General features: G+C 58.5%; 7 protein-coding genes, 2 tRNA genes and 3 rRNA genes. 7 read left to right on the forward strand and 5 right to left on the reverse strand.

The window, feature by feature from the left end; all coding sequences use genetic code 11:
* Positions 1-21 precede the first annotated feature (21 nt).
* Positions 22-1,263 carry an MltA domain-containing protein gene (locus P9239_RS06395; RefSeq protein ID WP_309749697.1) on the forward strand — a complete coding sequence of 414 codons (1,242 nt, stop codon included), beginning with the start codon at positions 22-24 and terminating at the stop codon, positions 1,261-1,263.
* A 12-nt stretch (positions 1,264-1,275) separates the two neighbouring features.
* Here the strand turns inward: P9239_RS06395 and paaK are convergent, their stop codons facing one another.
* The 4 genes from paaK to paaN all read right to left on the reverse strand — a co-directional run bounded on the left by paaK (position 1,276) and on the right by paaN (position 5,705).
* Positions 1,276-2,580, reverse strand: coding sequence for a phenylacetate--CoA ligase PaaK (gene paaK, locus P9239_RS06400; RefSeq protein ID WP_309749698.1), 1,305 nt, complete (start codon positions 2,578-2,580; stop codon positions 1,276-1,278).
* A gap of 49 nt (positions 2,581-2,629) precedes the next feature.
* Positions 2,630-3,016, reverse strand: coding sequence for a hydroxyphenylacetyl-CoA thioesterase PaaI (gene paaI, locus P9239_RS06405; protein ID WP_309753916.1), 387 nt, complete (start codon positions 3,014-3,016; stop codon positions 2,630-2,632).
* A gap of 61 nt (positions 3,017-3,077) precedes the next feature.
* Complete coding sequence (gene paaG, locus P9239_RS06410) at positions 3,078-3,869, reverse strand: 2-(1,2-epoxy-1,2-dihydrophenyl)acetyl-CoA isomerase PaaG (protein WP_309749699.1); 792 nt, start codon at positions 3,867-3,869, stop codon at positions 3,078-3,080.
* Positions 3,870-3,995: 126 nt separating this feature from the next.
* Entirely contained in the window at positions 3,996-5,705 is a 1,710-nt protein-coding gene (gene paaN, locus P9239_RS06415; protein ID WP_309749700.1) for a phenylacetic acid degradation protein PaaN, read from the reverse strand.
* 137 nt (positions 5,706-5,842) lie between these two features.
* Between paaN and P9239_RS06420 the strand changes: the two genes are divergently transcribed.
* The 6 genes from P9239_RS06420 to rrf all read left to right on the forward strand — a co-directional run bounded on the left by P9239_RS06420 (position 5,843) and on the right by rrf (position 12,274).
* Entirely contained in the window at positions 5,843-6,619 is a 777-nt protein-coding gene (locus P9239_RS06420) for an enoyl-CoA hydratase (RefSeq protein ID WP_309749701.1), read from the forward strand.
* Between the two features lie 483 nt (positions 6,620-7,102).
* Positions 7,103-8,634, forward strand: a 16S ribosomal RNA gene (locus tag P9239_RS06425).
* Positions 8,635-8,697: 63 nt separating this feature from the next.
* A tRNA-Ile gene (locus P9239_RS06430) sits at positions 8,698-8,774 on the forward strand.
* A gap of 4 nt (positions 8,775-8,778) precedes the next feature.
* A tRNA-Ala gene (locus P9239_RS06435) sits at positions 8,779-8,854 on the forward strand.
* Between the two features lie 282 nt (positions 8,855-9,136).
* Positions 9,137-12,018: ribosomal RNA gene (locus P9239_RS06440) — 23S ribosomal RNA — on the forward strand.
* 142 nt (positions 12,019-12,160) lie between these two features.
* Positions 12,161-12,274, forward strand: a 5S ribosomal RNA gene (rrf, locus tag P9239_RS06445).
* Together the 16S, 23S and 5S rRNA genes with 2 tRNA genes alongside form the textbook arrangement of a ribosomal RNA operon.
* A gap of 64 nt (positions 12,275-12,338) precedes the next feature.
* On the opposite strand, the gene P9239_RS06450 is transcribed toward rrf, so the two are convergent.
* Positions 12,339-13,529, reverse strand: a complete 1,191-nt coding sequence (locus tag P9239_RS06450) for a M20 aminoacylase family protein (protein ID WP_309749702.1) — start codon at positions 13,527-13,529, stop codon at positions 12,339-12,341.
* Positions 13,530-13,684: the final 155 nt, after the last annotated feature.

Raw genomic sequence — 13,684 nt, forward strand, 5'->3', positions numbered from 1 at the left:
CCCGAAGCCGTCCACGCGACGATGAAAATCAGTAGTCCAAGCGCCACGAGCGCCTCGAGCGCGAAAATCAGCATTGGATATTCGTCGAACAGATCAGACATGGCGGTTCCCATCAAGAACGAGCATTGTATGCGGTTAGCGCCACGCGCCGCACGAGGAGCGGCCTGGGCCGCGTCGATTGCAACGGCCGTGCTGCTCGCCTCGTGCGGCGGCGGCAGTTATGTTAAGCCGGGCCCCACCACGGCAGGCGGCACGCCCATCACGACCGGACAGCGTGCGTCCTCGCGGCTGACGGCGGTGAGTTGGCAGCAGGTTCCCGGCTGGCAGGACGACACGTTGATCGGAGCGACCGCCGCGCTGCGGCAGAATTGCAGCCGGTTGGCGCGTCAGCCGGGCTGGCAGAAGGCGTGCGCGGCAGCGCAAAGTCTCGACGATCTCGATATGTCGGCGGCGCGCAGCTTCTTCGAGACCTACTTCACGCCGTTTCAGCTAGCCAATACGGATGGCACGGTTGACGGTCTCGTGACCGGCTACTACGAGCCGCTGCTGCGCGGTTCACGAACGCGTCATGGTCCGTATCAGTACGCGCTGTATCGCTGGCCGTATCGGTACAAGCCTGGCTCCGCGCTCCCGGCGCGCGCGCAACTCGAACGCTCCGGCGCGCTCAACGGCAACGAACTCGTCTGGGTGGACGACCCGATTGAAGCGTTCTTCTTGCAAGTCCAGGGTTCGGGGCGCATCGTGATGGAAGACGGCAGCGTCATGCGCGTCGGCTTCGGCGGGACGAACAATCAGCCGTACCGGTCCATCGGCAAGGAGCTGCTCGACCGCGGGGAACTGACGCCCGCACAGGCGACGATGCAAGGTATCAAGGCCTGGGCGAAGGCAAACCCGGCGCGCGTCGATGCGTTGCTCGATGTGAACCCGCGCTTCGTGTTTTTCCGCGAAATGCCCGCGAACGACGTGATGACCGCGAGCTTGGGCGATGGCCCTGTCGGCGCGCTCGGCGTGCCGCTCACGCCCGAACGTTCGATCGCAGTCGATCCTTCAGCGATTCCGCTCGGAACGCCGGTGTTCCTGCAGACCACGCGACCGCTCAGCAACCAGCCGATGAACCGCCTCGTGTTCGCGCAGGACACCGGCACGGCAATCAAGGGCGGCGTGCGCGCGGACTACTTCTGGGGCCTCGGCGACGGCGCGGGCGATCTCGCCGGCCGCATGAAGCAGGGCGGCCGGATGTGGCTGCTCATGCCGAATTCCTGATTCAAAGGACGCTCACGGTCTGGCATTGCGCTTGTCGACCACACGCCGCGCCTTCCCGACCGACCGTTCGATGCCATTGACCGCAAGCACGTTCACGACCGCGCTCACGCCGATGAGCGCCTTGATGTCGTAGGCGAGCGCGGTCTTCGCGCTTTCCAGTGCGACGGTATCCGGCGCCGATTCGGGACACGGCTCGCAATTGAGCGTCAGAACGTCGAGCGGGCCGTCCTTCGTCAGCACGATCTGATAGTGCGGCGCCAGCACCGGGCGCTTCAGGAGCAATTCCTCGATTTGCGTCGGGAAGACGTTGACGCCGCGCACGATCATCATGTCGTCCGAGCGGCCGGTGATCTTTTCCATGCGGCGCATCGTGCGGGCGGTGCCCCGCAACAGGCGCGTCAGATCGCGTGTGCGATAGCGGATGATCGGCAACGCTTCCTTCGTGAGCGACGTGAACACGAGTTCGCCGAATTCGCCATCGGGCAGCACTTCGCCCGTTTCTGGATCAATGATTTCCGGGTAGAAGTGATCTTCCCAGATCGTCGGACCGTCCTTCGTTTCCGCGCATTCCGACGCCACGCCCGGCCCCATGACTTCCGAAAGCCCGTAAATGTCGACGGCATCAATACTCATGCGTTGCTCGATCGCGCGACGCATGTCGTTCGTCCACGGCTCCGCGCCGAAAATGCCGACGCGCAGCGAACAACTCGCCGGATCAACGCCTTGCCGTTCCAGTTCATCCGCGATCGAAAGCATGTAGCTCGGCGTGACCATGATGATGTCGGGCCGGAAGTCCTGAATCAGCTGCACCTGCTTCTCGGTCTGCCCGCCGCCGAACGGAATCACCGTCAGTCCGGCACGCTCGGCACCGTAATGCGCGCCGAGACCGCCGGTAAACAAACCGTAGCCGTAACTGACATGCACTTTGTCGCCGCGACGCGCGCCCGCCGCGCGAATGGAGCGAGCGACGACATTCGCCCAGGTGTCGATATCCTTCGCCGTGTAGCCGACCACGGTCGGCTTACCCGTGGTTCCCGATGATGCGTGAATGCGTGCGACGCGCTCCTGCGGCACCGAGAACATGCCGAACGGATAGTTGTCGCGGAGGTCTTTCTTCGTCGTGAATGGAAAGCGCGCGAGATCGGCAAGCGACTTGACCTCATCCGGATGCACGCCCGCCTCGTCGAACTTGCGACGGTAGACCGGCGAGTTCTCGTAAGCGTGCTTCAGCGTCCACTTGAGGCGTTCCAGTTGCAGCGCGACGAGTTCGTCGCGGCTCGCCTTTTCGATAGGGTCGAGCGGCAATGTCGTGGTCATCAGTGTCTCCTTCATGCTCGCTGTCTGGCGCAGTGCGGTTGGGTGCCCGTCAGACCGGAATTACGGTTCCCTTGATTTGTGCCGACTTGCCGCGAAACATCGCCACCGTTTCGTTCGCGCGGTTGGTCACGCGAATATCGTAGATGCCGGTACGTCCGCTCATCGTCTGCTCCACCGCCTCCGCCGTCAGCCGGTCGTCGACCTGCACGGGCCGCAGGAACTCGATCGTGCATCCCGCCGCCACGGTGCTGACGTTGTACGAGTTGCACGCGAAAGCGAACGCGGAATCTGCAAGCGTGAAGATCAGTCCGCCGTGACAGATCGCGTGACCGTTGAGGAAATCGGGGCGGATGTTCATTTGCAAGCGTGCATAGCCGGGGCGCACTTCCACCAGTTCGATGCCGAGCGCGCGCGAACAGGCGTCCGCTTCGTACATGGCCTTGGCGGTGGCTTCGGCGAGTTGCTGAGGCGTCACACGGTTCTCCGGTACTGAGTTATCACAGGCCTTCGACGCGCGGTGCGCGCTTCTCTTTGAATGCCGCGACGCCTTCCACATAGTCGGGCGATGCGCCGAGTTGGCGCTGGACGTCGCGTTCGAGGTCGAGCTGGGCGTCGAACGTGTTGTTAGCGCTTGCGCGCATCAGTTGCTTGATCGCGGCGACTGCACGCGCCGGCTGTTGCGCGAGTTGTGCCGCCAGTTGCGCGGCTGCCTGCTGCAATTCGCCGTCTTCAACCACGCGCCATACGATGCCCCATGCTTCGGCTTTCTCCGCGCTCAGCTTCCCGCCAGTGAGCGCAAGCCCGAGCGCACGCGCTTCCCCGACGCGGCGCGGCAAGAGCCACGTCCCGCCTGAATCGGGGACGAGGCCGATCTTCACGAACGCCTGTATGAAGTTCGCCGAGCGCGCGGCGATGACGAGATCGCACGCCATTGCGAGATTCGCGCCCGCGCCTGCTGCGGTACCGTTGACGGCGGCGATGACGGGCAGTGACATCGCCTGAAGACGGCGCACGAGCGGATTGAAGTGCGCGTCGATCAACTCGCCAAGGTCGGACATCGACCCGGGCGTGAAGTCCAGGTCGGCGAGGTCCTGTCCCGCACAAAAGCCGCGCCCCGCACCCGTGATCACGACGGCGCGCGCGTTGCTCGCCTCTATCTCCGTCAGTGCGTGGCTGAGATGACCATGCATCTCGCGCGTGAAGCTGTTCAGCTTGTCCGGACGATTCAGCGTGATGGTCGCAACACGCGTGTCGCCGTCGATGTGGAACAGGACCGACTTCTCTGACATGGCATCTCCTTGAAACGGCGGACCCCGTTGATTACTCACCGACGATACTAGACGGGCGACGCGCCGCTTTCCATTAGGCCGAATGGCATAAGCCGATTGCACGATTTCGCGTGCCGTCGCTTTTGCCTATGCCGTTTGGCCAGCTTCCGCCGATGCCGTTTTCGGAGCAACATGAACCCGACTCTGAACCACGCGAAAGCGGTTGGCGACGAACGCGGCATCCGCCAGCGCCGCGTTGGCGGCCGGGTTTGCGCCTGTGCCGTGGAAGTCCGAAAAGGCCGCCGACTGATTGATGAACACGCCACCCGTGAGATTGATCGAGAGCGGGACGCCGCCGCGAATTGCGGCTTCGTGCGCCGCGTCGATCACGGCGTTTTCGGTGCTGTAGACGGACAACGTAAGGGCGCCGTGCTGCTGGGCAATCGAACCGGCCAGATGGAGCGAGTGGGCGGTCGAATCGGTAGCGATGACGAAAGAGATAGGGCCGAACCATTCCTTCGTGAACTTCGCTTCGTCGGAGCGCGCGTCCAGCTTGAGCATCAACGGCGTGTGGACGCGCGCGTCCGGGAAAAGCGGATGGGCGAGGGTACGGCTATCGAGCAGTACTTCGCCAAGATCGCGCGCCTCGGCGATGCGTGCGACGACGCCTTCGTTCTGGATCGCGCCGGTCAACTCGACGGCGCGCGCAGCATCGGACGTCAGCTTCTCGACCGCGCCGACGAGTGACCTGGCGACGTCGTCAAAGCTCATGCGGCCGTCCGCCGTGCGGATGCCGTCGCGCGGCACGTAGATGTTCTGCGGCGCGGTGCACATCTGCCCGGAGTAGAGCGCGAGCGAGAACGCGATGTTGCGCGCGGCGGCTTTGATGTCGTCGACGGAATCGATGACGATCTGATTGACGCCCGCCTTCTCGGTGAAGACTTGAGCCTGATGCGCATGGCGTTCGAGCCACGTGCCATTGTGCGTGCTACCGGTGAAATCGATGAGCTTGATCTCGGGGCGCACAGCCAGTTCTTGCACGAGCGCGCCGTCGTCCGGATCGGTAGGGAACAGCGTGACCACATTCGGATCGAAGCCGGCTTCGCTGAGTACCTCGCGGGCAATGCGGACGGTGATGGCCAGCGGCAGTATCGCGCCGGGATGCGGTTTGACGATGACGGCGTTACCGGTGGCGAGATCGGCGAAAAGGCCGGGGTAGCCGTTCCACGTCGGGAACGTGCAGCAGCCAAGCACCAGCCCCGTACCGCGAGGTACCACGGTGTAACGCTTCAGCATGGCGAGCGGCGGATTCTTGCCCTGCGGCTTTTCCCAGTGCGCTTCGGCAGGAATCCGGCGAAGTTGATCCCACGCGTAGACCACGGCCTCGAGCGCGCGGTCTTGAGCGTGCGGACCGCCCGCTTGGAACGCCATCATGAAGGCTTGTCCGGTGGTGTGCATCACGCTGTAGCCAATCTCGAAGCTCGCGCGGTTCAGACGTGACAGGATCTCGAGGCTCACGCCGACCCACGCCTCCTGCCCGGCGGCGCGCCATCCGGTCTGCGCTTCGGCAGAGGCCTGAATGAGCACGTCGGGATCCGCCTTCGGATAGCGCACGTCGAGCGCGATGCCGAAGGGCGACTGCTCTTTGCCTACGGTCTCGCCGGTCGACGGTTGGTCCAGTTCGAAAGTCTTGCCGAGGTGCGCCTTGAAAGCCGCTTCTCCGTCCCCGGCGGCCGTTTCCCCGTACACTTTGGGACTCGGCATTTCAGCGAATGGGCTCCAGTAACCGCGCGTTTCGATGGCAGAGAGGCCGTGGTCGAGCATCGCCTGGTGCTTAGTGAATAACGGATGTGTCATGGTCGCGAGAACGGATGTGAAGGGCAATTCAATCGGATTAATTAACCGACCGGTTGGTTGGTGATGTTAGCATCATCGAGATGGCGGAGACGAGGTCTTTTCATTAGGGCTTACCTGAAGATCGCTAGGAGGAGTACATGACTTACGAGAATCTGCTTGTCGAGACACGCGGGCGGGTCGGACTGATCACGCTCAATCGTCCCAAGGCGCTGAACGCGCTGAACGATGCCCTGATGGACGAACTCGGCGCGGCCTTGAAGTCGTTCGACGCCGAGGACGACATCGGTGCGATTGTGCTGACCGGCAGTGAGAAGGCGTTTGCGGCGGGCGCGGACATCGGCATGATGGCCGGCTATTCGTATATGGACGTTTATAAGGGCGACTACATCACACGCAATTGGGAAACCATCCGGTCGATCCGCAAACCGATCATCGCGGCGGTGGCCGGGTTTGCGTTGGGCGGCGGCTGCGAGCTGGCCATGATGTGCGACATCATCATTGCCGCGGACTCCGCGAAGTTCGGCCAACCCGAGATCAAGCTCGGCGTGATTCCGGGAGCGGGCGGCACGCAGCGGCTGCCGCGCGCTGTATCGAAGGCAAAGGCGATGGATATGTGTCTGACGGCCCGGATGATGGACGCCGCGGAAGCTGAGCGGGCAGGACTCGTGTCGCGCGTGGTGGGTGCGGATCGGTTGCTGGAAGAAGCTGTCGAGGCGGCGACGATTATCGCAGGCTTTTCTTTGCCGGCTGTCATGATGGCCAAAGAATCGGTCAACCGCGCCTATGAGACCACGCTCGCTGAAGGCGTCAACTTCGAACGGCGTTTATTCCATTCGCTCTTTGCTACAGAGGATCAGAAGGAGGGAATGTCGGCCTTCGTCGAGAAGCGCAAGCCGGTGTTCAAGCATCGATAGCTTTTTTTCGCGCAGGCCTTGCGTATTGCCGGGCCACTCACTAGAATTCCGTTCCTTCGCGATTCATTGAACGCGAAGGAAGCGGGAGTGGCGGTTTGGCAGTGAGCTTGGAAAGGACCCCAGGCGCGGTTGACGAGTGAAATGCTTCAAAAACTTGTTGACACTGACCGAAACGACGTGCATAATCTCGTTTCTCTGCTGCTGATGCAGCGACGCAAGACGAAGCGGTGCTGAGAGAAGTTCTTGGTGCGGCGAAGCAGGAAGTCTTGGCGGATTGCTCTTTAAAAACTAACAGCCGATAAGTGTGGGCGCTTGATGGCGAGTGCGGTTGTGGTTCTTCGGAATCGCAGCATAAGCAAAAGTATCAAGAGTCTCACACGAAGTATCAGAGGAAGGTTTATCTGTCGAAAGACGGATTAATCATCGTCAGTACGTTGAGTGAGCGACCGGTTCTTAACGGAACCGAAAACAGTAACAGGCATTGAACTGAAGAGTTTGATCCTGGCTCAGATTGAACGCTGGCGGCATGCCTTACACATGCAAGTCGGACGGCAGCGCGGGCTTCGGCCTGGCGGCGAGTGGCGAACGGGTGAGTAATACATCGGAACGTGTCCTGTAGTGGGGGATAGCCCGGCGAAAGCCGGATTAATACCGCATACGATCTACGGAGGAAAGCGGGGGATCTTCGGACCTCGCGCTGTAGGGGCGGCCGATGGCAGATTAGCTAGTTGGTGGGGTAAAGGCCTACCAAGGCGACGATCTGTAGCTGGTCTGAGAGGACGACCAGCCACACTGGGACTGAGACACGGCCCAGACTCCTACGGGAGGCAGCAGTGGGGAATTTTGGACAATGGGGGCAACCCTGATCCAGCAATGCCGCGTGTGTGAAGAAGGCCTTCGGGTTGTAAAGCACTTTTGTCCGGAAAGAAAACTTCGTCCCTAATATGGATGGAGGATGACGGTACCGGAAGAATAAGCACCGGCTAACTACGTGCCAGCAGCCGCGGTAATACGTAGGGTGCGAGCGTTAATCGGAATTACTGGGCGTAAAGCGTGCGCAGGCGGTCTGTTAAGACCGATGTGAAATCCCCGGGCTTAACCTGGGAACTGCATTGGTGACTGGCAGGCTTTGAGTGTGGCAGAGGGAGGTAGAATTCCACGTGTAGCAGTGAAATGCGTAGAGATGTGGAGGAATACCGATGGCGAAGGCAGCCTCCTGGGCCAACACTGACGCTCATGCACGAAAGCGTGGGGAGCAAACAGGATTAGATACCCTGGTAGTCCACGCCCTAAACGATGTCAACTAGTTGTTGGGGATTCATTTCCTTAGTAACGTAGCTAACGCGTGAAGTTGACCGCCTGGGGAGTACGGTCGCAAGATTAAAACTCAAAGGAATTGACGGGGACCCGCACAAGCGGTGGATGATGTGGATTAATTCGATGCAACGCGAAAAACCTTACCTACCCTTGACATGGTCGGAAGTCTGCTGAGAGGTGGACGTGCTCGAAAGAGAACCGGCGCACAGGTGCTGCATGGCTGTCGTCAGCTCGTGTCGTGAGATGTTGGGTTAAGTCCCGCAACGAGCGCAACCCTTGTCCTTAGTTGCTACGCAAGAGCACTCTAAGGAGACTGCCGGTGACAAACCGGAGGAAGGTGGGGATGACGTCAAGTCCTCATGGCCCTTATGGGTAGGGCTTCACACGTCATACAATGGTCGGAACAGAGGGTTGCCAAGCCGCGAGGTGGAGCCAATCCCAGAAAACCGATCGTAGTCCGGATCGCAGTCTGCAACTCGACTGCGTGAAGCTGGAATCGCTAGTAATCGCGGATCAGCATGCCGCGGTGAATACGTTCCCGGGTCTTGTACACACCGCCCGTCACACCATGGGAGTGGGTTTCACCAGAAGTAGGTAGCCTAACCGCAAGGAGGGCGCTTACCACGGTGGGATTCATGACTGGGGTGAAGTCGTAACAAGGTAGCCGTATCGGAAGGTGCGGCTGGATCACCTCCTTTCTCGAGCTTCGCACGCCAAGTTAAGCGCTCACGCTTATCGGCTGTGGTTTAGAAACAGGCTAAGGGTCTGTAGCTCAGTCGGTTAGAGCACCGTCTTGATAAGGCGGGGGTCGTTGGTTCGAATCCAACCAGACCCACCATACCGGGGGATTAGCTCAGCTGGGAGAGCACCTGCTTTGCAAGCAGGGGGTCGTCGGTTCGATCCCGTCATCCTCCACCAATCTTCAATGCAAAATGCTTCGGCGCGAAGTCTTTTGCATTGGCGATTGATAGCCAGTTGATGCTGTAGGTATTGCAAGACACCTATCGGCTAAACGTTCTTTAACAATCAGGAAGAAGTAGTAAAGAGATTATCTGAAAGCACTTAGAGATGGGTGTGAGTAGGGTAGTCAGGGTAGTGATTGTATCAAGTATGAAAAGTGATCTTAATGATGACTTGGAATGCGGCACAACGCGAATACTCAGCCTATGACAGAGGTGTCGCGAGACACACTCGTTATAGGGTCAAGCGAACAAGTGCATGTGGTGGATGCCTTGGCGATCACAGGCGATGAAGGACGCGGTAGCCTGCGAAAAGCTTCGGGGAGCTGGCAAACGAGCATTGATCCGAAGATGTCCGAATGGGGAAACCCGGCCCGTATGGGTCATCCTAGACTGAATACATAGGTCTAGCGAAGCGAACGCGGTGAACTGAAACATCTAAGTAACCGCAGGAAAAGAAATCAACCGAGATTCCCAAAGTAGTGGCGAGCGAAATGGGAAGAGCCTGTACTCTTTATTTGTATTGTTAGCTGAACGCTCTGGAAAGTGCGGCCATAGCAGGTGATAGCCCTGTAAGCGAAAACAGTATGAAAGAACTAGGGGTACGACAAGTAGGGCGCGACACGTGAAATCCTGTCTGAAGATGGGGGGACCATCCTCCAAGGCTAAATACTCGTGATCGACCGATAGTGAACCAGTACCGTGAGGGAAAGGCGAAAAGAACCCCGGGAGGGGAGTGAAATAGATCCTGAAACCGCATGCATACAAACAGTCGGAGCCTCGCAAGGGGTGACGGCGTACCTTTTGTATAATGGGTCAGCGACTTACGTTCAGTAGCGAGCTTAACTGATTAAGGCAGGCGTAGCGAAAGCGAGTCCGAATAGGGCGATCAGTTGCTGGGCGTAGACCCGAAACCAAGTGATCTATCCATGGCCAGGTTGAAGGTGCGGTAACACGTACTGGAGGACCGAACCCACTAACGTTGAAAAGTTAGGGGATGAGCTGTGGATAGGGGTGAAAGGCTAAACAAACTTGGAAATAGCTGGTTCTCTCCGAAAACTATTTAGGTAGTGCCTCGTGTATCACCTTCGGGGGTAGAGCACTGTCATGGTTGTGGGGTCCATTGCGGATTACTACGCCATAGCAAACTCCGAATACCGAAGAGTGCAATCACGGGAGACAGACATCGGGTGCTAACGTCCGGTGTCAAGAGGGAAACAACCCAGACCGCCAGCTAAGGTCCCAAAGATTGGCTAAGTGGGAAACGAAGTGGGAAGGCTAAAACAGTCAGGAGGTTGGCTTAGAAGCAGCCACCCTTTAAAGAAAGCGTAATAGCTCACTGATCGAGTCGTCCTGCGCGGAAGATGTAACGGGGCTCAAGCCAGTCACCGAAGCTGCGGATGCGTGTTTTACACGCATGGTAGGAGAGCGTTCCGTAAGCCTGCGAAGGTGCGTTGAAAAGCGTGCTGGAGGTATCGGAAGTGCGAATGCTGACATGAGTAGCGATAAAGGGGGTGAAAAGCCCCCTCGCCGTAAGCCCAAGGTTTCCTACGCAACGTTCATCGGCGTAGGGTGAGTCGGCCCCTAAGGCGAGGCAGAAATGCGTAGCTGATGGGAAGCAGGTCAATATTCCTGCACCATTGTTAGATGCGATGGGGGGACGGATCGCGGAAGGTTGTCCGGGTGTTGGACGTCCCGGTCGCTGCATTGGAGAAGGTGCTTAGGCAAATCCGGGCACGCAATTCAAGGGTGTGGCGCGAGTGACTTCGGTCACGAAGCAATTGGAAGTGGTTCCAAGAAAAGCCTCTAAGCTTCAGTCTAACGATGACCGTACCGCAAACCGACACAGGTGGGCGAGATGAGTATTCTAAGGCGCTTGAGAGAACTCGGGAGAAGGAACTCGGCAAATTGGTACCGTAACTTCGGGATAAGGTACGCCTCTGTAGCTTGACTGGCCTGCGCCAGAAGGGTGACGAGGTTGCAATAAACTGGTGGCTGCGACTGTTTAATAAAAACACAGCACTCTGCAAACACGAAAGTGGACGTATAGGGTGTGACGCCTGCCCGGTGCCGGAAGATTAAATGATGGGGTGCAAGCTCTTGATTGAAGTCCCGGTAAACGGCGGCCGTAACTATAACGGTCCTAAGGTAGCGAAATTCCTTGTCGGGTAAGTTCCGACCTGCACGAATGGCGTAACGATGGCCACACTGTCTCCTCCCGAGACTCAGCGAAGTTGAAGTGTTTGTGATGATGCAATCTCCCCGCGGCTAGACGGAAAGACCCCATGAACCTTTACTGTAGCTTTGCATTGGACTTTGAACCGATCTGTGTAGGATAGGTGGGAGGCTATGAAACCGGAACGCCAGTTTCGGTGGAGCCGTCCTTGAAATACCACCCTGGTTTGTTTGAGGTTCTAACCTTGGTCCGTGATCCGGATCGGGGACAGTGCATGGTAGGCAGTTTGACTGGGGCGGTCTCCTCCCAAAGCGTAACGGAGGAGTACGAAGGTACGCTAGGTACGGTCGGAAATCGTGCTGATAGTGCAATGGCATAAGCGTGCTTAACTGCGAGACCGACAAGTCGAGCAGGTGCGAAAGCAGGTCATAGTGATCCGGTGGTTCTGTATGGAAGGGCCATCGCTCAACGGATAAAAGGTACTCTGGGGATAACAGGCTGATACCGCCCAAGAGTTCATATCGACGGCGGTGTTTGGCACCTCGATGTCGGCTCATCTCATCCTGGGGCTGTAGCCGGTCCCAAGGGTATGGCTGTTCGCCATTTAAAGAGGTACGTGAGCTGGGTTTAAAACGTCGTGAGACAGTTTGGTCCCTATCTGCCGTGGGCGTTGGATATTTGAAGGGGGCTGCTCCTAGTACGAGAGGACCGGAGTGGACGAACCTCTGGTGTACCGGTTGTCACGCCAGTGGCATCGCCGGGTAGCTATGTTCGGAAGAGATAACCGCTGAAAGCATCTAAGCGGGAAACTCGCCTTAAGATGAGATATCCCCGGGGCTTCGAGCCCCTTGAAGGGTCGTTCCAGACCAGGACGTTGATAGGTCAGGTGTGTAAGTGCAGTAATGCATTGAGCTAACTGATACTAATTGCCCGTAAGGCTTGATCCTATAACCAGTGTGTTTTACATCACCCCATTAGCAGGTGCCACTGGTCGAGTAACAGCGTGTGCGACAATCGCCACCCGAATTCACTACTACTTCTTCCCCGATTGGTCGTCGCGCCCCAAACGCGAGACGACATCCCCTCATGCCTGATGACCATAGCGAGTCGGTCCCACCCCTTCCCATCCCGAACAGGACCGTGAAACGACTCCACGCCGATGATAGTGCGGATTGCCCGTGTGAAAGTAGGTAATCGTCAGGCTCCTCATGCCAAAACAAAAACCCCACCCCAAAAAGGTGGGGTTTTTGCGTTGGGCTTTCGAAAATCAACGCGCCAAGAACCTCTCGGCGAGCCGTACCCAATACGAAGAACCGACGGATAGCAGCGCGTCGTTGAAGTCGTAGCTCGCGTTGTGCAGCATGCACGGGCCTTCGCCGTGTCCGTGCTCACGATGCGCACCATCGCCGTTACCGAGAAACGCATAGCAGCCGGGCTTCTCCAGCAGCATGAACGAGAAATCCTCTGCGCCCATCGTCGGCTCGACAGAGCGATCGACATTCTTTTCGCCCACCACCTCCGCCATCACCTCTGCGGAAAACTTCGTCTGTACCGGATCATTGATGGTCGGCGGATAATTCCGGCGGAAATGCACGTCGGCTACGCAGTCGTAAGCCGAAGCCGTCGCTTCAGCGATTTTCCGCATCCGCGTCTCGATCAAATCCAGCGTGTCCACGGTGAAAGTACGCACCGTTCCGCCAAGCCACGCATGGTCGGGAACCACATTGACCGCATCGCCCGCGTGAATCTGCGTGATGGAAAGCACCGCAGTATCGAGCGGCTTCTTGTTGCGCGTAATGATTCCTTGCAACGCATTCGCAATTTGGACCGCGCTAAACACCGGGTCCCGCCCGTTATGCGGCAACGCGGCGTGAGAACCGACACCGCGAATAGTGATGCGAAATTCGTTGCTCGACGCCATGATCGGTCCTTCCGTCACGCCAAAGTGGCCTGCTGGCATGCCCGGCCAGTTGTGGATGCCGAAAACGGCGTCCACTGGAAAGCGCGTGAATAGTCCATCGTCGATCATGGCCTTCGCGCCAGCTCCGCCTTCCTCAGCCGGCTGAAAGATGAACACCACCGTACCGTCAAATTGGCCGCGTTCCGCCAGATACTTGGCCGCGCCCAAAAGCATCGCCGTGTGTCCGTCGTGACCGCACGCGTGCATTCGTCCGGCATTCGTCGATTTATGGCTGAAGCTGTTGATTTCCTGAATTGGCAGCGCGTCCATGTCTGCGCGAAGCCCGATGGAGGCTCCGCCCGACCCGCGCTTCAACACGCCGACAACGCCCGTCTTTCCCACCCCTCGATGAACGGTGATACCCCAAGTTTCGAGGTTTTCCGCCACCAGCTTCGCAGTCCCTACCTCTTCGTAGCGCAGTTCGGGATGAGCATGGATTGTTCGTCGGAGGGCTTGAATTTCATCGTGAGATGCTTCGATTTCTGGGATCAGATTCATTTGAACCGCTCGCTCGTTTGAACTCGGAATGCCAGTGTTGTCTACCGCTCGTTGATTCTACGCCGCCACTATTTGACGGATCGGGCGGTCGGTCGCATAGCGGGCGTAATAGAATTCTGGCATCTGCCGCCTTTGCCCGATTGACCGGACCATCC

It is taken from the genome of Caballeronia sp. LZ062, assembly GCF_031450785.1.
GTDB lineage: Bacteria > Pseudomonadota > Gammaproteobacteria > Burkholderiales > Burkholderiaceae > Caballeronia.

Coding starts and splice junctions, on each gene's coding strand:
- P9239_RS06395 (WP_309749697.1), top strand. CDS start 22: ATGAAAATCAGTAGTCCAAGCGCCACGAGCGCCTCGAGCGCGAAAATC.
- paaK (WP_309749698.1), bottom strand. CDS start 2,580: ATGACCACGACATTGCCGCTCGACCCTATCGAAAAGGCGAGCCGCGAC.
- paaI (WP_309753916.1), bottom strand. CDS start 3,016: ATGTACGAAGCGGACGCCTGTTCGCGCGCGCTCGGCATCGAACTGGTG.
- paaG (WP_309749699.1), bottom strand. CDS start 3,869: ATGTCAGAGAAGTCGGTCCTGTTCCACATCGACGGCGACACGCGTGTT.
- paaN (WP_309749700.1), bottom strand. CDS start 5,705: ATGACACATCCGTTATTCACTAAGCACCAGGCGATGCTCGACCACGGC.
- P9239_RS06420 (WP_309749701.1), top strand. CDS start 5,843: ATGACTTACGAGAATCTGCTTGTCGAGACACGCGGGCGGGTCGGACTG.
- P9239_RS06450 (WP_309749702.1), bottom strand. CDS start 13,529: ATGAATCTGATCCCAGAAATCGAAGCATCTCACGATGAAATTCAAGCC.